Source organism: Cupriavidus sp. WS (assembly GCF_000395345.1).
Classification (GTDB): domain Bacteria; phylum Pseudomonadota; class Gammaproteobacteria; order Burkholderiales; family Burkholderiaceae; genus Cupriavidus; species Cupriavidus basilensis_B.
Genome location: NZ_AQPL01000077.1, coordinates 1 through 19485 on the forward strand (window position 1 = coordinate 1; position 19485 = coordinate 19485).

Sequence of the window (19485 nt, forward strand, 5' to 3'; positions counted from 1 at the left end):
CGAACTGTACGCCGAGACGATGTAAGGCCGCTCGCCAGCGCGACCCCTGATACGAGATACCCAGACCCATGCCCACGCTCGAAACCAAACTCAATGCGCGCTCGGAATCGTTCCGCGCCAATGCCGACGCCATGCAGGCGCTGGTCGACGACCTCAAGGCCAGGATCGCCAAACTGGCCGAAGGCGGCGGCGAGGACGCGCGCGCCAAGCATCTGTCGCGCGGCAAGATGCTGCCGCGCGAGCGCGTGCAGCAGCTGCTGGACCCCGGCACGCCGTTCCTGGAGCTGTCGCAGCTGGCGGCCTACGACATGTACGACGATGCCGCGCCGGGCGCGGGCATCATCACCGGCATCGGCAGCATCGCCGGGCAGGAATGCGTGATCGTCTGCAACGACGCCACCGTCAAGGGCGGCACCTATTACCCGCTGACCGTGCGCAAGCACCTGCGCGCGCAGGAGATCGCCGAGCAGAACAACCTGCCCTGCATCTACCTGGTGGATTCGGGCGGCGCCAACCTGCCCAACCAGGACGACGTGTTCCCCGACCGCGACCACTTCGGCCGCATCTTCTACAACCAGGCCAACCTGTCCAAGCAGGGCATCCCGCAGATCGCGGTGGTGATGGGCTCGTGCACGGCGGGCGGCGCCTACGTGCCGGCCATGAGCGACGAGTCCATCATCGTCAAGAACCAGGGCACCATCTTCCTGGGCGGCCCGCCGCTGGTGAAGGCGGCCACCGGCGAGGAAGTGAGCGCCGAGGACCTGGGCGGCGCCGACGTGCACACGCGCCTGTCCGGCGTGGCGGACTACTTCGCGCAGAACGACGCGCACGCGCTGTCGCTGGCGCGCAATATCGTGCAGCACCTGAACCGCCGCAAGCCGGACCAGATCCGCCTGCACGAGCCGCTGCCGCCGCGCTACCCGGTGGAGGAGCTGTACGGCGTGATCCCCACCGACACGCGCAAGCCCTACGACGTGCGCGAGGTCATCGCGCGCATCGTGGACGATTCCGACTTCGACGAGTTCAAGGCGCGCTACGGCACCACGCTGGTGTGCGGCTTCGCGCGGATCTGGGGCTACCCGGTCGGCATCATCGCCAACAACGGCATCCTGTTCTCGGAGTCGGCGCTCAAGGGCGCGCACTTCATCGAGCTGTGCTGCCAGCGCAAGATCCCGCTGGTGTTCCTGCAGAACATCACCGGCTTCATGGTGGGCCGCAAGTACGAGAACGAAGGCATCGCGCGCAACGGCGCCAAGATGGTGACGGCGGTGGCCACGGCGCAGGTGCCCAAGTTCACGGTCATCATCGGCGGCTCGTTCGGCGCGGGCAACTACGGCATGTGCGGGCGCGCGTATTCGCCGCGCTTCTTGTGGATGTGGCCGAACGCGCGCATCTCGGTGATGGGCGGCGAGCAGGCCGCCAGCGTGCTGGCCACGGTGCGCCGCGACGGCATCGAGGCCCGCGGCGGCGCCTGGAGCGCCGAGGAAGAAGACAAGTTCAAGCAGCCGATCCGCGACCAGTACGAGCACCAGGGCCATCCCTACTACGCCAGCGCGCGCCTGTGGGACGACGGCGTGATCGACCCCGCGCAGACGCGCACGGTGCTGGGCCTGGGCCTGTCGGCCAGCCTCAACGCGCCGATCGGCGAGATGAAGTTCGGCGTGTTCCGCATGTAACGCCCTGCCCCGCCCACGCTCACGCACCGCCACAGGACACCGAAATGGAATTCACCACCCTCACCGTCACCACCGCGCAGCACGTGGCCACCGTCACGCTGAACCGGCCCGACGTGCGCAACGCCTTCAACGAAACCGTGATCGCCGAGCTGACCGGCGCCTTCCGCGCGCTGGGCAGCGAGCCCTCGGTGCGCGCCATCGTGCTGGCCGGCAACGGCCCGGCCTTCTGCGCCGGCGCCGACCTGAACTGGATGAAGAAGATGGCCGGCTACTCGCACGACGAGAACCGCTCCGACGCGCTGACGCTGGCGCAGATGCTGCACACCATCTGGTCCTGCCCCAAGCCGGTGATCGCGCGCGTCCACGGCGACGCCTACGCCGGCGGCGTGGGGCTGGTGGCGGCGTGCGACATCGCGGTGGCGGCCGAGGGCGTGACCTTCTGCCTGTCGGAGGCGCGCCTGGGCCTGCTGCCGGCCACCATCAGCCCCTACGTGATCCGCGCGCTGGGCGAGCAGGCCTCGCGCCGCTACTTCATCACCGCCGAGCGCTTCGGCGCGGCCGAGGCGCTGCGGCTGGGCTTCGTGCACGAGGTGGTGGCCGCCGCCGCGCTGGACGCCAAGGTGGCCGAACTGGCCGCCACGCTGGCGGCCAACAGCCCGAACGCGGTGCGCGAGAGCAAGCGGCTGGTGCAGGAGGTGGCCGGGCAGCCGGTCGACGACGACCTGCTGGCGCAGACGGCGGAGCGCATAGCCGCGATCCGCGCTTCGGACGAAGGGCGGGAAGGCGTGAAGTCCTTCCTGGAGAAGCGCGCGCCCGCCTGGAAGGTCTGAGGCACGCCGCACGCAAGGAAAAGACAAGAGGACCACCAGCATGTTCAACAAAATCCTGATCGCCAACCGCGGCGAAATCGCCTGCCGCGTGGCCGCCACCTGCCGCCGCCTGGGCATCCGCACGGTGGCGGTCTACTCGGACGCCGATGCCGGCGCGCGCCACGTGGCGCTGTGCGACGAAGCCGTGCACATCGGCGGCGCGGCCGCGCGCGACAGCTACCTGCGCGGCGAGCACATCATCGCGGTGGCCCTGGCCACCGGCGCGCAGGCGATCCACCCGGGCTACGGCTTCCTGTCCGAGAACGACGGTTTTGCCGAGGCTTGCGCGGCCGCCGGGCTGGTCTTCATCGGGCCGCCGGCATCGAGCATCCGCGCGATGGGCAGCAAGAGCGCGGCCAAGCAACTGATGGAAAAGGCCGCGGTGCCGCTGGTGCCGGGCTACCACGGCGAGGACCAGGACGCCGCGCTGCTGCGCCGCGAGGCCGACCGCATCGGCTACCCGGTGCTGCTCAAGGCCAGCGCCGGCGGCGGCGGCAAGGGCATGCGCGTGGTCGAGGCCGGCGCTGGCTTCGAGGCCGCGCTGGCCTCGGTCAAGCGCGAGGCATCGGCCAGCTTCGGCGACGACAAGGTGCTGGTGGAGAAGTACCTGACGCGCCCGCGCCATATCGAGATCCAGGTGTTCGCCGATACGCACGGCAACTGCGTCTACCTGTTCGAGCGCGACTGCTCGGTGCAGCGGCGCCACCAGAAGGTGCTGGAAGAAGCCCCGGCGCCGGGCATGAGCGAGGAGCGCCGGCGCGCAATGGGCGACGCCGCCGTGGCCGCGGCGCAGGCGGTGGGCTACGTGGGCGCCGGCACCGTGGAGTTCATCGCCAACCAGGACGGCTCGTTCTACTTCATGGAGATGAACACGCGCCTGCAGGTGGAACATCCCGTGACCGAGATGATCACCGGGCAGGACCTGGTGGAGTGGCAGTTGCGCGTGGCCGCCGGCGAGCCGCTGCCGCTGAGGCAGGACCAGTTGCGCATCCACGGCCACGCGCTGGAGGCGCGCGTGTACGCCGAGAACCCGGACAAGGGCTTCCTGCCGTCCACCGGCACGCTGCGCTACCTGCGCACGCCGGCGGCGGTGCAGTTCGAGCTGGGCCAGGACCGCGGCGGCCCGGCCGGCGCGCGCATCGATTCCGGCGTGCGCGAGGGCGACACCATCAGCCCCTTCTACGACCCCATGATCGCCAAGCTGATCGTGTGGGGCCGCGACCGCGAGGAAGCGCTGGCGCGCATGGCGCAGGCGCTGGCGCAGTACCACGTGGTGGGCCTGTCCACCAATATCGCCTTCCTGCAGCGGCTGGTGGCCTCGCCGGCGTTCGCCACGGCGGACCTCGACACCGGCCTGATCGAGCGCAACCACGCGGCGCTGTTCCCGCCCGCCGGGCCGGAGGGCATCGACGCCATCGCGCTGGCGGTGGCGGCGCTGCTCGACGCGCAGGCGCGCGCGCGCCGCGTGGACCCGGCCGACGCGCATTCGCCGTGGCGGCACGGCGGCGCCTGGCGCCTGAACGGCGAGGCCACGCGCCGCTTCCGCCTGCGCACGGCCGAGGGCGAGACCGAGGCCAGCCTGCGCGACGACGGCGCGCGGCAGTGGCTGAGCGTGAACGGGCAGACCGTGCCCTTCCGCGCGGCCAGCGCCGGCGACGGCCATGCGCTCGACCTTGGCGAGCGCACGGTCAAGGGCAGCACCCATCTCGACGGCGATGCCATCCATGTGTTCAGCGGCAGCCGGCAAACCCGGCTGGAGGTGATCGACCCGCTCGCGCACGCGGCCGGCGCCGATGCCGAGGGCGGCAAGCTGGTGGCGCCGATGCCGGGCCGCATCATCGCGGTGATGGTCAAGGCCGGCGCCGTGATCGGCAAGGGCGATCCGCTCATCGTGATGGAAGCCATGAAGATGGAGCACACGCTGACCGCGCCCGCCGACGGCGTGGTGCAGGAAGTGCTGTACGCGGTGGGCGACCAGGTGCAGGACGGCGCGCAGCTGGTCACGCTGGAAGACGCGCCGGCCTGACGCCTTGCCCGGCATGGCCTGTGCCTTGCCGCGCCGCGGGCATCCACGGAGTGCCTGCGGCGCGGCTTTTGCGCGCATTTGACGGCAAATTCCGGCCCGCGGCGGGGTATTTCGGGCATACTGCCCGCTCCCTCCCTCTAGCGGGGCCGGTTCCCGGCCTCCCCCTCTCCCCATGCCCGGGTATCAAACCAAGCAAGAGCGCGTTGCCATCGCGGGCGCGCCCGATTTGGTCATTCGTTGCCTGCTGGACCAGCAGCAGTTCCACGATCCCCACGGCGACGCCGAACGCATGGGCATTTCCTCCGCCGCGTGGCCGCTGTTCGGCATGCTGTGGCCGTCCGGCGCGCTGCTGGCCGAACGCATCGCCGCGCGGCCGGTGGACCCGGCCGAGCGCATCCTCGAGATCGGCTGCGGCACGGCGCTGGCCAGCCTGGTCGCGCACCGCCGCGGCGCCGACGTGACTGCCAGCGACTGCCACCCGATGGCCGGCCCCTTCCTGGCGGAGAACGCGCGCATCAACGGCCTCGCGCCGATGAAATACCGGCACGGCCACTGGGGCGCGGCCGACGGCAGCGACCCGAGCCTGGCAGGCGTGCAGAACGTGGCGGGCGACTTCGACCTGATCATCGGCAGCGACCTGCTCTACGAGCGCGACACCGACGGCAGGCTCGCGCGCTACATCGACAGCCACGCCAGCGCGGCCGCGGAGGTCTGGATCGTCGACCCCGACCGCGGCAACCGCCCGGCCTTCAACCGGTGGATGGCGGCGCTCGGTTTCTCGCTGGCGGAGCAGCGGCTGGACCGTCCCGCCGGCACCGACCAGGACGCCTACAAGGGACGCCTGCTGGTGTACACGCGGATGGCGCGGCCGGGCATCGTGGCGCAGTAGGCGGTGCGATGGTCTGGCGGGGGCTTGTGGTGGTGGCGGCAGGCGCCTGCCCTCACCCCCGCGCCGCGCGCGCCCGCGCCAGCAGCAGTTCGCGCTCGCGCGCGTTGCGGGTCATGCCGGCGGCGCGTTCGAACTCGGCGCGCGCTTGCGCGAAGCGGCCCAGCTTCGACAGCAGGTCGCCGCGCACGCTGGGCAGCAGGTGATAGTTCTCCAGCGCGGCCCCCGCGGCCAGCGCATCGACGATCTCCAGCCCGGCCGCCGGGCCGAAGGCCATGCCCACCGCCACCGCGCGGTTCAGCTCCACCACCGGCGACGGCATGACCCGCGCGAGCGCGTCGTACAGCGCGGCGATCTGCGCCCAGTCGGTCTCGGCCGCGCTCGGCGCGCGCGCGTGGCAGGCGGCCAGCGCGGCCTGCAGCGCGTAGGGGCCGAGCGCGCCGCCAAGCGCCTGCGCGCGCGCCAGCGCGTGCAGGCCGCGCCGGATCAGCAGCGGGTCCCAGCGGCCGCGGTCCTGGTCGGGCAGCAGCACCGGCCGGCCCTGCGCGTCGACGCGCGCGTGCGTGCGCGAGGCCTGTATCTCCATCAGCGCCACCAGTCCGTGCACCTCGCTTTCGTCCGGCATCAGGCCGGCCAGCGTGCGGCCCAGGCGCAGCGCTTCCTCGCACAGCGCAGGGCGCATCCAGTCGCTGCCGGCGGTGGCGGCATACCCCTCGTTGAAGATCAGGTAGATCACCTCCAGCACCGACGCCAGGCGCGCCGCGCGCGCCTGCGGCCCCGGCACCTCGAACGGCACGCGCGCCGCGCCCAGCGCGCGCTTGGCGCGCACGATGCGCTGGGCGATGGTGGGCTCCGGCGTGAGGAACGCGCGCGCGATCTCGGCGGTGGTCAGGCCACCGAGCAGGCGCAGGGTCATGGCCACGCGCGCCTCGCGCGACAGCACCGGATGGCAGGCGGTGAAGACCAGGCGCAGCAGGTCGTCGCCGATGTCGTCCTCGCGGGCCACGTCGAGCCCATCGACGAAGTCGGGCACTATGCGGGCCTCCAGCGCGTCGAGCTCATGGCCGATCTGCTCGTGCTTGCGCGCGTGCAGCGCCTGCCGGCGCAGGTGGTCCAGCGCGCGGCGCCGGGCCGTGGTCATCAGCCACGCGCCGGGGTTGTCCGGCACGCCGTTTTCCGGCCAGCGCTCCAGCGCGGCCAGCAAGGCGTCCTGCGCCAGTTCCTCGGCCAGGCCCACGTCGCGCACCACGCGCGCCACGTGGGCGATGACCCTGGCGGATTCGATGCGCCATACGGCCTCGATCGCGCGGTGCGCCGGGGGAATCGCCGTCATCCTGCCGCCCCGGGGCATTCAGGCCGGGTCCGCGGCCTGCGGCTCCATGTACACCAGCTCCCAGATATGGCCGTCCAGGTCCTCGAAGCCGTGGCCGTACATGAAACCGTGGTCCTGCGGCGCGCGCGGCGCGCGGGCGCCGGCGGCCAGCGCCTTGGCGACCAGCGCATCGACCTCGGCGCGGCTCTCGCACGACAGGCAGATCAGCACCTCGGTGCTGTGCGCGGTGTCGCACAGCGCGCGCGTGGTGAAGCTCTTGAAGAAGGCCTCGGTCAGCAGCATGGCGTGGATGTTCTCGCCGATGACCATGCAGGCCGCGTTGCCGTCGGTGAAGCGCGGGTTGAAGGTAAAGCCCAGGCCCTTGAAGAAATCCATCGCGCGCGGCAGGTCGGCCACGGCGAGGTTGACGTAGATTTGCTTGTGCATGATGTCCTCGTGGTGCTCGTGATGTGCGTTGCGCTCGTTGCGCTCGCGTCCGCTTCGGCGCCTTCAGCGCTGGCCCATGCCGAGCGCGCGGAAGCGGTCCACGGCGGGGCCGGGCGCGAAATCCTCCAGTTCATAGAGCGGACGCACCTCGATCTCGCCGTCGGCCGTCTCGCCGTGCGGCGCGGGAAAGCGGCGCGCCCACTCCATCGCTTCCTCGCGGCTGCGCACCTGGATCAGGGTGTAGCCGGCCACGAGTTCGTTGGTCTGCGCGAACGGGCCGTCCGTCACCGTGCGCCGGCCGCCGGCATGGCGGATGCGCCAGCCGGCCGCGCTGGGCTTGAGCCCGGCGCCGTCGAGCAGCACGCCGGCCCTGGCCAGTTGCTCGTGATAGGCCGCCATCGCGGCAATGAGGCTTTCCTCGGGCATCTGGCCGGCTTCGCTGGCCTGGGTGGCTTTCACCAGGATCATGAATCGCATTGCATCGCTCCTCGGGTTGACCGTCGGTCGGAAGCCGGCGGCACCGGCATTGCGGTCGGTCCTGTGACCGGCCCGGTGCCGCGGCGCATGCCGGCACGACGCGCCGCGCGCGGCAGGATCGACAGCGCGCGCGCGAAAATCCCGCGAACCCAGGGTAATTACCTAGAAGCATCCACCTCCGCCCATGCCGCCCATGCAGCCGCGTGGAGCTTCACGTAAAGCACGGCCCCACTTCGCGCACTTCCACCGTGCACCAGCTTGCGGCCGGACATTCGGCGGCGATGGCGATGGCCTCGTCCTGGCTGGCGCAGTCGAGCAGGAAATAACCGCCGACCATCTCCTTGGCCTCCGCGAACGGACCGTCGAGCAGGTCGCGGCGGCCTTCGCGCACCTGCACGCGCACGCCCCGGGCATCCGAGGTGAGCGAATTGCAGCCCAGCAGCACGCCGCGCTCGGTCAGGCGGCCGGCGAACTGCGTCATGCTTGCATAGGCCTGCCGGCCCGCCTCCTCGGTGCGCGCGGCGCGCTGGCCGACAGGTTCCACGATCAGCAGCATGTACGGCATACGGGTCTCCAGCGCATGTCGGGATTGGACAGGCCCCCATCCTGCGCGCCCCCGGTGCCGGCCGCAAGCGGCCGGCCACCTGCGCGGCCACCCTCGCTTCCTGGCCGTTAATTGCAGTGAGGATGCCGGCGGCAGGACGCGACACGACGCGGCAGGCCGGCGTGCCGGTTTTCCCTTGCGGTCCGGCGCAGGCCGCCAATAATCCTATTCGCACGTCCGGCGCAGGCTGCCCCGGGCGACTGCATCGAATCTCGAACGGGAGCACGACGATGGGCGAAATGGTGAAGATAAGCACGGCGGACGGGACCTTCGCCGCCTACCTGGCGCGGCCGGCGGCGGCGAAGGCGCCGGCGATCGTGGTGATCCAGGAGATCTTTGGCATCAACGCGGACATGCGCAAGACCTGCGACGACTTCGCCGCGCAGGGTTACGTGGCCATCTGCCCCGATCTCTACTGGCGCCAGGAGCCCGGCGTGGAACTGACCGACGCCACCCAGGCCGAGTGGGACAAGGCATTCAAGCTCTACAACGGCTTCGACGTGCCGGCGGGCGTGCGCGACATCGACGCCACCATCCGCTACACGCGCGCGCTGGACGGCGCCGGCGGCAAGGTCGGCGCGGTGGGCTTCTGCCTGGGCGGGCTGCTCGCCTTCCTCACCGCGGCGCGCACGGACGCCGATGCCGTGACGGTGTACTACGGCGTCGGCATCGACCAGTACCTCGGCGAGGCCGGCAACATCCGCCAGCCGCTGCTGATGCATATCGCGGAAGCCGACGAATTCGTGCCGCGCGAAACCTGGACGCGGATCATCGCCGCGCTGTCGCCGCGGTCCCATATCGAGATACACACCTACCCCGGCTGCTCGCATGCGTTCGCGCGCAACAACGGCGTGCATTTCGACGCGGCCTCCGCGCAGGCCGCCAACGAGCGCACCGCGGCCTTCTTCCGCGCCAACCTGTCCTGACGGTGGCGCTGTTGGCCGGCCACCGTCACCGCGGCGGCGCCTGTCGGGCGCGGCCCGCCTGTTCCGCGGCGCAAACGCGCGGCTCCCGCGCGCCAGGGCGGGCATGCGCCACAAATGCCGGCGCCGCGCCACCGGCACGGACCGTGCGTTGTCATGGTCAGGCGGGCCACACCGTTGGCCCGCCGCCAACATGACCCGTCACGGAGAACCATCATGGACACCCTCGAAATCAAGGACCTTCCCGCCGCGGAAGCGCTCGACCGCGAAGCGATGCAAGCCGTGAAAGGCGGCATCGGCAGGACCCCGGTGCAGATCGCGGCCTGGGAATTGTCGGGCAAGCCCGCCACGTGGCAGGGGCTGGTGCTCGGCGACGATGGCCAGCTGCACATGCCCACGCCGAAGTGATGCGCGCTGCGCGGCACGGGCGCAGGCGGGAAGAACGCCCGCCGCGCCCGCCGCGCCCGGCTGCGTGGCCGGCTGCGTGGCTGGATGCGGCGCGCCGGCAGGCAGGACCGACATCCCGCCGCGGTTCATCAGCGTGACCGGCCACGAACGATTGGAAGGCCGCAACGCGCGCACGCATCGGCGATGCCCTGCACCGCTGCGTCTGCCAGCGCATCGACACCCGCGACGATGCCTGCGACCACTTCGACCGCTTCGACCGCTTCGACCTCGACAACCCGCCGCACGGCAAGCTGCGCGCGGCGCCGGCAAAACACCTGTTGGAAATTCGCGCGCGACTGCTAGCATGAGAGGAAGCCGATTGCCCCGCGGCGCATCGCCGCCGCGCAGCGGATAGCACGGCGGCCCGCGCAGACATCTGCTCCGCCCGCATACGAAGGAGGCCGCCGACATGACCTGCTCCCGATCTTGGCAAAAGGCATGGCAACGGGCCACCCTGGCATGCGTGCTCGCCGGCGGCGCGCTGCTGGCGCAGGCGGGCGACATCACCGGCGCCGGCTCGACCTTCGTCTACCCGCTGCTGCTGAAATGGGCCTCGACCTACTACGCCAGGACCGGGCAGGAGGTGAACTACCAGGCCATCGGCTCGGGCAACGGCATCCGCCAGATCAAGGCCGCCAACGTTGCCTTCGGCGCCTCGGACATGCCGCTCAAGCCGGACGAGCTGCGCGCCTCGGGGCTGGTCCAGTTCCCGCTGGTGGCCGGCGGCGTGGTGCCCATCGTCAATCTCGACGGCGTGGTCCCGGGCCAGGTCCGGCTGACCGGGCAGGTGCTGGCCGACATCTACCTCGGCAAGATCGCCAGGTGGAACGATCCCGCCATCGGCGCGCTCAATCCCGGCCTCGCGCTGCCGGACCAGAAGATCCTGGTGGTACATCGCAGCGACAGTTCCGGCACCACCTTCAACTGGGCCAACTACCTGTCCGAGGTCAGCGGCGAATGGAAGCGCGGCGTGGGCGCCGGCACCACCATCAAGTGGCCGACCGGCGTGGGCGCGGTCGGCAACGAGGGCGTGGCCGCCTACATCAAGAGCGTCAAGGGCGCGATCGGCTATGCCGAGCTGACCTACGCGCTCCAGCGCAAGCTGCCCTACACCGCGCTGCGCAACAAGGACGGCGCCTACGTCGTGCCCTCGCGCGAGACGTTCAGCGCCGCGGTGGCGTCGGCGGACTGGAACCAGCAGCCGGACTTCTACCAGGTCATCACCGATCCGCCCGGCGGGCAGGCGTGGCCCATCACCGGCGTGGTGTTCGTCATCATGCCGAAGGCGCCCAGGGATGCCGCCAGCGCGAAGAACGCGCTGTCGTTCTTCCGCTGGGCGCTCAACGACGGCCAGGCCGACGCCACCGCCGAGCACTACGTGGCCCTGCCGCCGGTGCTGGTCAAGCAGATCGAGGCCTACTGGAGCGAGAACATGAAATGAGCCGGCGGGCTGCCGGCAAGACCGCGCGAAGGCGTCTGGCCCGCGCGGCTCAAGAAGGCACGGAAACAGCCGATACCGGTAAAATCAGACGCCGCCGATTCACGACGGCGCGCATACCTGATCCCGGAGTTGGCATGGAATCCCTCTCGTTCGAGTTCGTCTCAATCGAGGAAGCAAAACAGATACTGGACGGCGCGGTCCCCACGCAGGCCGAACCCGACTGGCCGACCATGCGGCGCCCCGAAAGCACCGGGACGCAGGTCCTCACCGACACCGCGCTCAAATGGCTGGCCTCGCTGCCGCCCGACGCGCGGCCGCTGGAACTGTGCCGCGGCTACGCCCGCATCGGCAACCAGATGGCCGCGCTCGCGGCCAGCCCCGCCGTGCTGTCGGCCTACCTCACCGACCTGCTGATCGACCGGCGCGGCGGCCGCCAGGGCTTTCCCGGCGGCATCGCGCTCGAACTGAGCCGCCTGCAGGAACACCTGCTGCGCACCATACAGCCCTGAACCAGCGCCGCCCGCGGTGCCGCCGGCGCGGCGGCACCGGCACGGCAGCGCTAGCGCGTCTTCGCCGGCGCGCAGTCCTCGACCATGCCGCGCACGCGGCCGCCACTGAGCAGCGGATGCCATTCGTCCGCGCTGCGGATCTCCACTTCCGTGCCTTCCCCGCCCCGGCGCAGGCTGACCAGGTGGTAATACCTGTACTCGGAATTGTCGGTACTGCCGATGCGGATATCCACCCTGCCCGGCTCGGGATACGACACCACGTTGGCGTCATCGCCCAGCCGGCCCTTCAGGCACGCCACCAGCGCGGCCGGGCTGGCCGCCGAGTGCACGCGCACCGGCTCCCTCGCCTGGATGGACTCCGGACTGACGCCGCTGGCGCATCCCGCGAGCCATGAAACCGCCAGCGCCAGCGCGGCGGACAGCAATACGCGTCGGTGGGACATTTTCTCTCCTTTGGCAAAAAACGGTGGCCGCATGTTACCGCAATCGGCTTGGGAGGCTGTCGGTGTGGGAAGGCGGACGATCGGACCAACCAATACACATGAGCGGACACTTTCGATTCCCGTACGTGGAAGCCTGGCTATGACGCCGCCCTACAGCCTTCTTCCGGCAATCGCGTCGACGTCGGTCCTTGATTCGAAGAATCCCCTGAGAGTCCTTATTTTTGGAATTTGTCAGATTTACTCTTCACACCGATTCCAGTCAAATGGCCAGCCATAGCGAGCGGGCGCGCTACCAAAGCCAGCATATACATATGTTCCTAAAGCCGGACTATCTGGAATCTACCCATGAGCCATCTGGAATACGAGATCGACAGCAACCAGCGCCTGAGGCAAGCATTCGAAGATCTGCTGAGAGAAAGATCCGCCTTCTCCCTGCCCGAAACCTCCTTGACGCCGCGTGAAATCGTCAAGATGCTGGAACTCGACGAGATGGATCGGCGGATCCAGAACCGCAGGGCACGGTTGTTCTTCGACGGCAAGCACCTGAAGTGGGTCGAGGGTCGAAATATGAGATTCTGGCCAGCGACCTCAGGAAAACAAGGCCATACCGCACCGATCCATCAGACGAAAAAAGATGTGGGGCCAATCCCCGAAGGAAAATATACGGCCCTGCAACGGGACTTCCAGCGCTGGGAAGACACCGGGATATTCAATCGAGCCGCTTGCCTGCTCAACATCATCAAGATCAAGGCCGGAAGATGGCCAGGCTGTACGATGGCCTGGGGCACCCGGCGCGTAGGTCTGCTGCCATACCCCGGGACTGAGGTCTACGGACGCAGCAATTTTACAATTCATGGCGGCTGGTTCCCGGGTTCCATTGGATGCATCGATCTTACGAATTCGATGGAAGCGTTTGCCAAAGAGTTTTTATATTATGCGAAAGACATGGAACTGGAAGTTCGCTATTAAGATAGCGGCGGCAATCATGCCCGGTCTGATCGCCGCGCTGATGCCAATCGACTTCTGGAATGCCTGGACTGCACCGGAAGCGTATCCGTTTGACGCCGCCGGACCCGCCGCCGCCATGTGGGCATACCAATCGCAGGCGCATTATCTGGTCTCGGTCGCCGCGCTGTGGGCGAGCAGCGTGCTGGCACTCTGCGCGTTGTTTGCCACAAGACATGGGTGGCGTCTTCGCTGGCTGTGCGCCATGCCCTTTCTTGCCGTCTGGGCGTTCTGGGTGCTGGACGGGTCTCGGCTGGCCTGACGCCAACGAAGCGGGTCGCGCAAAAAAAAACGGCCCGGAGAGCGACAACTCTCCGGGCCATTGCTTGCATCGTCACTGTAATAGATGGTGCGGCTGGCAGGATTCGAACCCACGACCCCTTGGTTCGTAGCCTTGATAGCTCATCTAACCACCTGATTTAATTGAAAAATTCGGCGACGCACGCTACCAATCTTGTGCCGTCCTGCACAATTTCGTACTTGTCAGTTACCCAGAAGTCCCCATGCCGGCCAGGGCCAGGCTCGCCGGCGGAATCCGCGATTTCGCTACCGGCATGCCGCGGCGGCCGCCCGCAGCCTGACCTCATACCCCACCCGCAGCGCCAGCTCGGCCAGTGCCGCCCGGTACCACTCGAAGTCGCTGGCCGTCTCCGGCACCTGCGCCAACGGCCAGTCCGGCTCTGGGATCTCCGGCGCCTGGCACGGCACCGCGATAGGCACCTTCACCTCCACCGGTTTTTCGATCACCGCTGGCGCGGCCGCGCATCCGGCCAGCAGCAAGCACAGCATCAGCGCACGGATCATGGCTGGCCCCTGACGAACGTCTGCCGCAGCCCGTGCAGCGATACGCACTGGTCCACCCCTGGCGCCTGCGCCTGTATGCGGCCAGCCAACAGGCCGTATTTCGACTGCTTCACCTGGGCATCGGCATCCGCCTTGGCCGCCTGATACTGTCGCAGCTTGGCCTGCGCTTGCAGGTCTGCCACCGCGGCGTTCTGGGTGGCCACCGAGCCGGCTAGCGTCTTGTTGGTTTCCGTGGCCTTACCCAGATCGGTCTTTGCCTGCACGAGCTCGGCGCGCGCTGCGTCCCGCTCGCCGCGGTAGATCCACACCGACCCGCCGGCCAGCGCCAGGACGACCAGCACGGCGAAGACGGCAATGCGCTGCGGCGTGGCGAAGATGGCTTTGATGATGTCGATCATGCCTTGACCCCCAGCGCCGCCTTCGCGCGCGCCCAGAACTGCTGCCGATCGGCCAGCCCGTTCGTGCTGCCGTTGATGGCCCGCGTGAGGCCGATGAAGTCCCCGGCATCCACGAATCGGTCCAGCCCGTGCGCCTGCCAGTACCAGCCAGCCGAGGCGGCGGCCGCATCCGGCTGCTCGAGCAGCGCCGGCATGGAGAGCAGATCCAGGTGCAACCCCAGCCCGCACAGCAGGTAGTTCTTGCGCCCGGTGATCTGGATCAGCCCACGGCCCATGAACCGCTTGCCGTCGCCCGGCTGCGTATTGCCGAGGTCGGCCCTACCCTCGTAGCGCATCTGCGTGGGCGTCGGGCCCCAGATCTCGCGCGTGTAGATCAGTTGCCCCGACTCGTGCGCGACCTGGGCGAGCCACGCGGCCACGCGCGCCGGCGTGTCGATGCCGAAGCGCTGGGCGGCATCACCGAGCGGCAGCGCGAACACGTCCGCCCGCCGGCCGGCACCGGGCATGATGGCGTGGAGGATAGCGGGCGTGATCATTGCGTGAACTCCTTCCGCACCTCGTCCACCACCTCCAGCGCATCCTTGTCGCGCCGGCGCTCAATGAAGTTGAACAGCCAGCGCACCACCGCCCAGCCTGGCAACCCACAGGCAAAGACCAGGCCGAACAGCGCCACCAGACCGATGTAATCGACCGTCCAGCCGTGCAACCCGAAGTGCTGGACCACCGCCGCTCCGCCGCCCACGCTCGACACCACCGTCGAGATGAGCGCGACGGCCCATTCTCCCGTGCTGCGCGGCCGCATCATGAGCATGACCACAAACGCGGCCAGCCCGCTCGCGCCGGCTGCTACGCCAGCGACGCCGCCCACCGCCTTGAAGGCGGCCGCACCGCCCGCTGCTGCCGCGGCACCGCCGCTGATTGGTTCAGACATGTAGTTCCCCGAAAATGAAAAAGCCCGCTCGAGGCGGGCAAAAAAAAGCCGCCTCGATGGGCGGTGACACGTTGGAGGCCTGGTGGCCAGAGCTACAGCAGCGATACGTCGACCAGCACCACCTGCGGAGCGCGACCCGATTCGATCTGCAAGCCATTGCCGTCGCCCTGGTCCCAAATGCCTTTGGTAGCGTAGCCCTGCAGCCGCAGGCCTCCGCCTGTCGCCGTGGTGTACACATGGTCCGCCACAAAGATCACGTCCGAGCCGGGGATGCTGTAGATCCCCATGCGCGTATAGGAGACGCATGCGGCGTAGGCTCCGGCTGGCAGCGGGTTCGATTCCCATGTCTGGTTGTAGCCAGGCGCACCGCCAGGCGGCGACAGCACGCCAACGATCTTCATGTAGTTCATGTTCGAATCGAACGCGAGCGTGCCGTCCTGCTTGTAGACCTGCAGGCCGAAATTGCTGCCAATGGGCACCGGCTCATCGAACACGTATGCCGTGACGGTAGCGCCCGGCGTGCCGTTGAGCGTGAGCGTCCAGGATGTGCCGTTGTTGACCGAGCCAAGCAGAGCCACCGGGCTGGAAGAGCGCACGCAGACCATCGGCAGCGTGGCGTTGAAGCTGTAGGAGCCCCGCCCATTTGCGCCCAGCGTGATGACGGCCTTCTGCCGGAAAGCGAGGTTGGAATAGGACTCCGTGATCTGGACGAAGCCATGTTCACCGTACACCGTCAAGCCAGCCGGCATTTCCCCCTCCCCATCACCACCATCAGAACACCCCGAAAACAAGCACACTGTTAGCGCGCTGAGCACCAACAGCAGCGGACCACGCCGGAAAGGCCCAACGAATCGTGCCACCGACAATCGTGACCTCCGCGATTGCCAGTGGCGAGTCGCCCGGGCCAGGGATTGAACCCAACGGAATAACATTGCAAAACGCCTGACCATTTGTCAGCTCCTGATGTGAAATGGAACCATCGATGGTTCCGGTGGAGACGCTGCCCAGCACACGCCCGACACGATCATTTGTACTGAAGGTGCGAACGCCGGCGGCGTTGTAGATTTCCAGACCGACCGGCATTACCAGATCCCCAAACGAACAGCCAACTGCCCGTTGGGCCAGTAGATCTGCGTGAGCATGTTGGTATCCACGCGCCTCCCTCCCTCGCCCGTGCCGTTGTTTTCGTAGGTGCCCGCCTTGTTCAGGCGCCACCCCGTTTGACCAGCCACGAAGTTGTCCGACTGGATGACATCGCCGATCATGAGATTCGTGATCCAGCCCTTTCCGATCAATGCCTGGCTGATGAAGGTCTGGCCACCTTCGATGACGAACGGCGTGGTCACATTGCCGTTGACGAGGTTGATCAGGCCGAAGCGGTCGGCCTGGAAAAGCACCTGTGACTGGACGGCCCCGGTCTCGTTGCTGATCCCAATCGCCATCCCGGCGCCGTAGTACTTCCCGTCCTCAGTCACCCCCACCTTGATGGTGTAGCTGGCCGAGATCTTCCCATCGAGCGCGACCATGGCCGACGCCGTGGTCTGCACCAGCGCCGTGTTCTCGCCGATCTGGGCCTGCAGCGTCGTCTGCTGCTGCGCCAGCGCCATATCGCCTTCCTGCTGCAGCGACTGGATGGACTGGATGCCGGCAAAGATCTGGACCGAACCGGCATAGTCATCCTCCGACCCCGCGAACGGCGGCGCAAACGACTGGATCTCCGAGAGCAGGTCCTGCGCCAGCTGCGTCTTGCCGATCTGGCCAGCCAGGTAGTCGAGGATCTGGTCGGCGTCCGCACTGGCCTGACCCGCAACACCGATGCCCGCGGGATACCAGGCGCCGATATTTCCGCTCTTGTCGACCAGGCGCGCCCAGAAGTACAGGCGCGCCCCGGCCGAGAGCCCCATCAGCGTGTGGGTGTTTTGCGGGAAAGCAAAGTCACCCAGCTTGATCGCGTCGTCCCGGCTGTTGGTCTGGCCGTACCAGATCTCTGTGCGCTCCACGTCCAGCGGGCCGGTGGGGAAGCCCCAATCCAGCCGGACGCCAAAGATCAGGCCGGTGGCCACCAGCGAGCTCACCACCGGCGGCGGCGAGGTTTTGCCCTGCAGCGCCGTCTCGACCGAGTAGGCCGGGATCGATTTCACATCCAGCGCGTTCACCGCGCGCACGCGGGCCAGGTAGGTGCCGGCATAGATGCCGCGAACCTCGACGCTGCAGGATCCCGTGCGCGGCAAGCTCACCCATTCGCTGTTGTCGCGGCGCCAGTCCACGTCGTAGGCAACCGCCTTGTCCGCGGCCGTCCACTGGATCACCATCGTGGTCGAGGCGATGCCCTGGTCGATCACCGAATAGGTGTCGAAGCCGACGTTGGTCGGCGGCGGCTGCACCGATGGCGGGATGACCGTCACCGGTCGCGTCTCGATGCGCGTGCCGTTGTCGATGTTGGCGTACTTGCCGGGCTCGTGGTGCAGCGCGCTGATCTCGCACGTGATGCCGTCGGACTCGCTGACGTCCAGGATGCGGAATAGCTGCGTCTTCAGCGTCGCGCTCTCGATCGCCCACACTGCCTCCGGCTGGACAGGCTCGCTCCAGTCGTCCGACACCGTGAGCGCATCACCATCGACCGCGGAGACCGTGCGGGTCTGCGCCACGCCCGATGGCAGGATAACGGTCAAGGTGTCGCCGGCGGCGGCCTGGTCCACCTTGTCGAGCGTGACAGTGCGCCCGGCGGCAGCGCGAACACGGCCGCCAATGCGCCGGCCAGCCCGCGCGGGATCGGCAATCCGCACAATCGAGCCGGGCGCTACCAGGGCCGCATCCAGTCCCACCTTGAACGTGACCGTCTCGGTTTCGAGCCGGCTCGTCAGCAGGATCCACTTCCCAGCCCGATTCGCCTGGGCCTGCGACGTGCAACCAAATGCCGTCACCTCGGTCTGCTGGACGCCGTAGCGCGCGATGCCGTCCTGGTCCTCGACGTACTCGACCTTGGCCCGGTACTGATCCGCCGGATCGTTCCACGAGACCAGCGCCACCGTTTTGCGCGCCTTCAGCCCACTACCGGCATAGGAAAACTTGCCGTCCTCCACGTTGGCCGCGGTGAAGGTGTACACCGGGTCCTGCGGCATGTCGGCACACGCCACCACCACGCCCGACGCCCAGTAAGCCATGCCACGGAAGATCGAGGCCAAGTCCTGCAGCACCTTGTAGGCGTCCGCACGCGATTGCAGGTAGCAGTTGCAGGTGAAGCGCGGCTCCTGGCCGCCCCTGCCATCCGGCACCAGCTGGTCGCAGTACTGGCCGATCTGGTAAAGCGACCACTTGTCGATCATGGCGGCATTGACGCGATGGCCCAGGCCATAGCGCTGATGCAGCACCAGATCGTAAAACACCCATGCCGGGTTGTTGCAGTAGGCAGTCTGGAACGTGCCGTCCCACACCCCGGTATACGTGCACGTCGCTGGGTCGTAGTTCGAGGGCACCCGGATAATGCGGCCGAAAAGCTCGAATGACCGTGCCGGCACGCTGTTGAACTGGCGCGCGTCCACCCGCAGTCCCACCAGGGCGCTGTTGGGGTAGCGCAGCTTGGCGTCGATCACCTCGGTGATGGACTCCACGACGGTGGTGTCCGCGATCGTGTTGCTGTTCGCCTCCGGCGTGACGCGGCGCACGCGCACCGCCCAGCCCGTCGCAGCATGCGGCAAATCAACGCGATGGGAGCGCTCGTATTTGTTGGTCGTCTTGCCATCGAAGGCGGCGGACAGCACCTGCTGATAGGAGCCCCCATCGGTCGCCAGGTCAATGGCATATTCGACGCGGTATCCGGTGATATCGCCGTTGCTGGTGTTAGCCTGCGAGAGCGCCGGCACAGAAAGACGGATGCGAATGGCCGACAGCTGCGTGTTCGTCACCGCTCGCGACCACGGCACCGCCGTGGTCAGCGTGACACCGATCGAGGTTTCGTTCTCGACCGACGGAAAACCCGCGATGTAGTCCTGGTCTTGCGTGCCCAGCCGCACATCAACGGACACGTTCTGGAAGTTGCTCGAGCCGTCAGCATTCACCAGCGGCGTGCCGTCGAGAAATATGCTCTGCAGCCCATTCACTGGACCGCCGATTTCGCCCTCGGATACCAGGTCCAGGACGCGCGCGTATGCGATGGAGTGAAGGCTGTCGGGGCTTTCCGTGGGCGCGCTGCCCCCACCCCCATCCTTGCCGCCGCCGTAGCCAATGATGTCGCGCATGCGTCGTGCTCACAAAAGAAAAAGCCCCGCGCGCGGCGGGGCTTCGTGT

At 68.2% G+C, this 19485-nt stretch carries 22 protein-coding genes; 10 read left to right on the forward strand and 12 right to left on the reverse strand.

Features of this window, described 5'->3' with window-relative positions:
• Positions 1 to 68: 68 nt before the first annotated feature.
• The 4 genes from K206_RS0107720 to K206_RS0107735 all read left to right on the forward strand — a co-directional run bounded on the left by K206_RS0107720 (position 69) and on the right by K206_RS0107735 (position 5460).
• Complete coding sequence (locus tag K206_RS0107720; protein ID WP_020201839.1) at positions 69 to 1676, forward strand: carboxyl transferase domain-containing protein; 1608 nt, start codon at positions 69 to 71, stop codon at positions 1674 to 1676.
• A gap of 44 nt (positions 1677 to 1720) precedes the next feature.
• Positions 1721 to 2506: an enoyl-CoA hydratase/isomerase family protein gene (locus K206_RS0107725; protein WP_020201840.1), complete on the forward strand. Its 786-nt coding sequence runs from the start codon at positions 1721 to 1723 to the stop codon at positions 2504 to 2506.
• Positions 2507 to 2546: 40 nt separating this feature from the next.
• The gene (locus tag K206_RS0107730; RefSeq protein ID WP_020201841.1) at positions 2547 to 4571 is read left to right on the forward strand and encodes an acetyl/propionyl/methylcrotonyl-CoA carboxylase subunit alpha; all 2025 of its coding nucleotides are present in this window, start codon (positions 2547 to 2549) and stop codon (positions 4569 to 4571) included.
• 172 nt (positions 4572 to 4743) lie between these two features.
• Complete coding sequence (locus tag K206_RS0107735; protein ID WP_029043349.1) at positions 4744 to 5460, forward strand: methyltransferase; 717 nt, start codon at positions 4744 to 4746, stop codon at positions 5458 to 5460.
• A 52-nt stretch (positions 5461 to 5512) separates the two neighbouring features.
• Here K206_RS0107735 and K206_RS0107740 read toward each other — a convergent pair whose 3' ends face one another.
• From K206_RS0107740 to K206_RS0107755, 4 genes are all read right to left on the reverse strand, one after another.
• On the reverse strand, positions 5513 to 6790 hold the full coding sequence (locus K206_RS0107740) for an RNA polymerase sigma factor (RefSeq protein ID WP_020201843.1): 1278 nt from the start codon (positions 6788 to 6790) through the stop codon (positions 5513 to 5515).
• A gap of 18 nt (positions 6791 to 6808) precedes the next feature.
• Positions 6809 to 7216 (reverse strand): VOC family protein, encoded by a 408-nt coding sequence (locus K206_RS0107745; protein WP_020201844.1) that lies wholly within the window; start codon positions 7214 to 7216, stop codon positions 6809 to 6811.
• A gap of 63 nt (positions 7217 to 7279) precedes the next feature.
• Positions 7280 to 7693 (reverse strand): YciI family protein, encoded by a 414-nt coding sequence (locus K206_RS0107750; protein ID WP_020201845.1) that lies wholly within the window; start codon positions 7691 to 7693, stop codon positions 7280 to 7282.
• Positions 7694 to 7904: 211 nt separating this feature from the next.
• Positions 7905 to 8258 (reverse strand): YciI family protein, encoded by a 354-nt coding sequence (locus K206_RS0107755; RefSeq protein WP_020201846.1) that lies wholly within the window; start codon positions 8256 to 8258, stop codon positions 7905 to 7907.
• Positions 8259 to 8527: 269 nt separating this feature from the next.
• On the opposite strand from K206_RS0107755, the gene K206_RS0107760 reads away from it, so the two are divergent.
• From K206_RS0107760 to K206_RS0107775, 4 genes are all read left to right on the forward strand, one after another.
• The gene (locus K206_RS0107760) at positions 8528 to 9223 is read left to right on the forward strand and encodes a dienelactone hydrolase family protein (protein WP_020201847.1); all 696 of its coding nucleotides are present in this window, start codon (positions 8528 to 8530) and stop codon (positions 9221 to 9223) included.
• 213 nt (positions 9224 to 9436) lie between these two features.
• Entirely contained in the window at positions 9437 to 9628 is a 192-nt protein-coding gene (locus K206_RS0107765; RefSeq protein WP_020201848.1) for a hypothetical protein, read from the forward strand.
• A gap of 448 nt (positions 9629 to 10076) precedes the next feature.
• Positions 10077 to 11108 carry a phosphate ABC transporter substrate-binding protein PstS gene (pstS, locus tag K206_RS0107770; protein WP_052165816.1) on the forward strand — a complete coding sequence of 344 codons (1032 nt, stop codon included), beginning with the start codon at positions 10077 to 10079 and terminating at the stop codon, positions 11106 to 11108.
• A 134-nt stretch (positions 11109 to 11242) separates the two neighbouring features.
• Positions 11243 to 11617, forward strand: coding sequence for a hypothetical protein (locus K206_RS0107775; protein ID WP_020201850.1), 375 nt, complete (start codon positions 11243 to 11245; stop codon positions 11615 to 11617).
• 50 nt (positions 11618 to 11667) lie between these two features.
• On the opposite strand, the gene K206_RS0107780 is transcribed toward K206_RS0107775, so the two are convergent.
• On the reverse strand, positions 11668 to 12060 hold the full coding sequence (locus K206_RS0107780) for a hypothetical protein (RefSeq protein WP_043365824.1): 393 nt from the start codon (positions 12058 to 12060) through the stop codon (positions 11668 to 11670).
• A gap of 345 nt (positions 12061 to 12405) precedes the next feature.
• Between K206_RS0107780 and K206_RS37755 the strand changes: the two genes are divergently transcribed.
• Together K206_RS37755 and K206_RS0107790 are read left to right on the forward strand one after the other, a co-directional pair.
• The gene (locus tag K206_RS37755; protein WP_020201852.1) at positions 12406 to 13029 is read left to right on the forward strand and encodes a DUF2778 domain-containing protein; all 624 of its coding nucleotides are present in this window, start codon (positions 12406 to 12408) and stop codon (positions 13027 to 13029) included.
• A 16-nt stretch (positions 13030 to 13045) separates the two neighbouring features.
• Positions 13046 to 13327, forward strand: a complete 282-nt coding sequence (locus K206_RS0107790; RefSeq protein ID WP_020201853.1) for a hypothetical protein — start codon at positions 13046 to 13048, stop codon at positions 13325 to 13327.
• A gap of 284 nt (positions 13328 to 13611) precedes the next feature.
• On the opposite strand, the gene K206_RS0107795 is transcribed toward K206_RS0107790, so the two are convergent.
• The 7 genes from K206_RS0107795 to K206_RS0107820 form a co-directional block, all read right to left on the reverse strand.
• Positions 13612 to 13869: a hypothetical protein gene (locus K206_RS0107795; RefSeq protein WP_020201854.1), complete on the reverse strand. Its 258-nt coding sequence runs from the start codon at positions 13867 to 13869 to the stop codon at positions 13612 to 13614.
• Positions 13866 to 14267, reverse strand: a complete 402-nt coding sequence (locus tag K206_RS0107800; RefSeq protein ID WP_020201855.1) for a hypothetical protein — start codon at positions 14265 to 14267, stop codon at positions 13866 to 13868. The genes K206_RS0107795 and K206_RS0107800 overlap by 4 nt, the downstream gene beginning before the upstream one ends.
• Positions 14264 to 14803: a glycoside hydrolase family 19 protein gene (locus tag K206_RS0107805; protein WP_020201856.1), complete on the reverse strand. Its 540-nt coding sequence runs from the start codon at positions 14801 to 14803 to the stop codon at positions 14264 to 14266. Before K206_RS0107805 ends, K206_RS0107800 begins: the two co-directional genes overlap by 4 nt.
• Positions 14800 to 15198, reverse strand: coding sequence for a hypothetical protein (locus K206_RS0107810; protein WP_029043351.1), 399 nt, complete (start codon positions 15196 to 15198; stop codon positions 14800 to 14802). Before K206_RS0107810 ends, K206_RS0107805 begins: the two co-directional genes overlap by 4 nt.
• Positions 15199 to 15290: 92 nt before the next feature.
• The gene (locus K206_RS0107815) at positions 15291 to 15929 is read right to left on the reverse strand and encodes a hypothetical protein (protein WP_231401582.1); all 639 of its coding nucleotides are present in this window, start codon (positions 15927 to 15929) and stop codon (positions 15291 to 15293) included.
• A 40-nt stretch (positions 15930 to 15969) separates the two neighbouring features.
• On the reverse strand, positions 15970 to 16281 hold the full coding sequence (locus K206_RS41475) for a hypothetical protein (protein ID WP_081651352.1): 312 nt from the start codon (positions 16279 to 16281) through the stop codon (positions 15970 to 15972).
• Entirely contained in the window at positions 16281 to 19436 is a 3156-nt protein-coding gene (locus K206_RS0107820; RefSeq protein ID WP_020201859.1) for a host specificity protein J, read from the reverse strand. The genes K206_RS41475 and K206_RS0107820 overlap by 1 nt, the downstream gene beginning before the upstream one ends.
• Positions 19437 to 19485 lie beyond the last annotated feature (49 nt).

Bases quoted from the DNA above. Each gene is read 5' to 3' on its own strand.
- K206_RS0107720 (WP_020201839.1), top strand. From the start codon at position 69: ATGCCCACGCTCGAAACCAAACTCAATGCGCGCTCGGAATCGTTCCGC.
- K206_RS0107725 (WP_020201840.1), top strand. From the start codon at position 1,721: ATGGAATTCACCACCCTCACCGTCACCACCGCGCAGCACGTGGCCACC.
- K206_RS0107730 (WP_020201841.1), top strand. From the start codon at position 2,547: ATGTTCAACAAAATCCTGATCGCCAACCGCGGCGAAATCGCCTGCCGC.
- K206_RS0107735 (WP_029043349.1), top strand. From the start codon at position 4,744: ATGCCCGGGTATCAAACCAAGCAAGAGCGCGTTGCCATCGCGGGCGCG.
- K206_RS0107740 (WP_020201843.1), bottom strand. From the start codon at position 6,790: ATGACGGCGATTCCCCCGGCGCACCGCGCGATCGAGGCCGTATGGCGC.
- K206_RS0107745 (WP_020201844.1), bottom strand. From the start codon at position 7,216: ATGCACAAGCAAATCTACGTCAACCTCGCCGTGGCCGACCTGCCGCGC.
- K206_RS0107750 (WP_020201845.1), bottom strand. From the start codon at position 7,693: ATGCGATTCATGATCCTGGTGAAAGCCACCCAGGCCAGCGAAGCCGGC.
- K206_RS0107755 (WP_020201846.1), bottom strand. From the start codon at position 8,258: ATGCCGTACATGCTGCTGATCGTGGAACCTGTCGGCCAGCGCGCCGCG.
- K206_RS0107760 (WP_020201847.1), top strand. From the start codon at position 8,528: ATGGGCGAAATGGTGAAGATAAGCACGGCGGACGGGACCTTCGCCGCC.
- K206_RS0107765 (WP_020201848.1), top strand. From the start codon at position 9,437: ATGGACACCCTCGAAATCAAGGACCTTCCCGCCGCGGAAGCGCTCGAC.
- pstS (WP_052165816.1), top strand. From the start codon at position 10,077: ATGACCTGCTCCCGATCTTGGCAAAAGGCATGGCAACGGGCCACCCTG.
- K206_RS0107775 (WP_020201850.1), top strand. From the start codon at position 11,243: ATGGAATCCCTCTCGTTCGAGTTCGTCTCAATCGAGGAAGCAAAACAG.
- K206_RS0107780 (WP_043365824.1), bottom strand. From the start codon at position 12,060: ATGTCCCACCGACGCGTATTGCTGTCCGCCGCGCTGGCGCTGGCGGTT.
- K206_RS37755 (WP_020201852.1), top strand. From the start codon at position 12,406: ATGAGCCATCTGGAATACGAGATCGACAGCAACCAGCGCCTGAGGCAA.
- K206_RS0107790 (WP_020201853.1), top strand. From the start codon at position 13,046: ATGCCCGGTCTGATCGCCGCGCTGATGCCAATCGACTTCTGGAATGCC.
- K206_RS0107795 (WP_020201854.1), bottom strand. From the start codon at position 13,869: ATGATCCGTGCGCTGATGCTGTGCTTGCTGCTGGCCGGATGCGCGGCC.
- K206_RS0107800 (WP_020201855.1), bottom strand. From the start codon at position 14,267: ATGATCGACATCATCAAAGCCATCTTCGCCACGCCGCAGCGCATTGCC.
- K206_RS0107805 (WP_020201856.1), bottom strand. From the start codon at position 14,803: ATGATCACGCCCGCTATCCTCCACGCCATCATGCCCGGTGCCGGCCGG.
- K206_RS0107810 (WP_029043351.1), bottom strand. From the start codon at position 15,198: ATGTCTGAACCAATCAGCGGCGGTGCCGCGGCAGCAGCGGGCGGTGCG.
- K206_RS41475 (WP_081651352.1), bottom strand. From the start codon at position 16,281: ATGCCGGTCGGTCTGGAAATCTACAACGCCGCCGGCGTTCGCACCTTC.
- K206_RS0107820 (WP_020201859.1), bottom strand. From the start codon at position 19,436: ATGCGCGACATCATTGGCTACGGCGGCGGCAAGGATGGGGGTGGGGGC.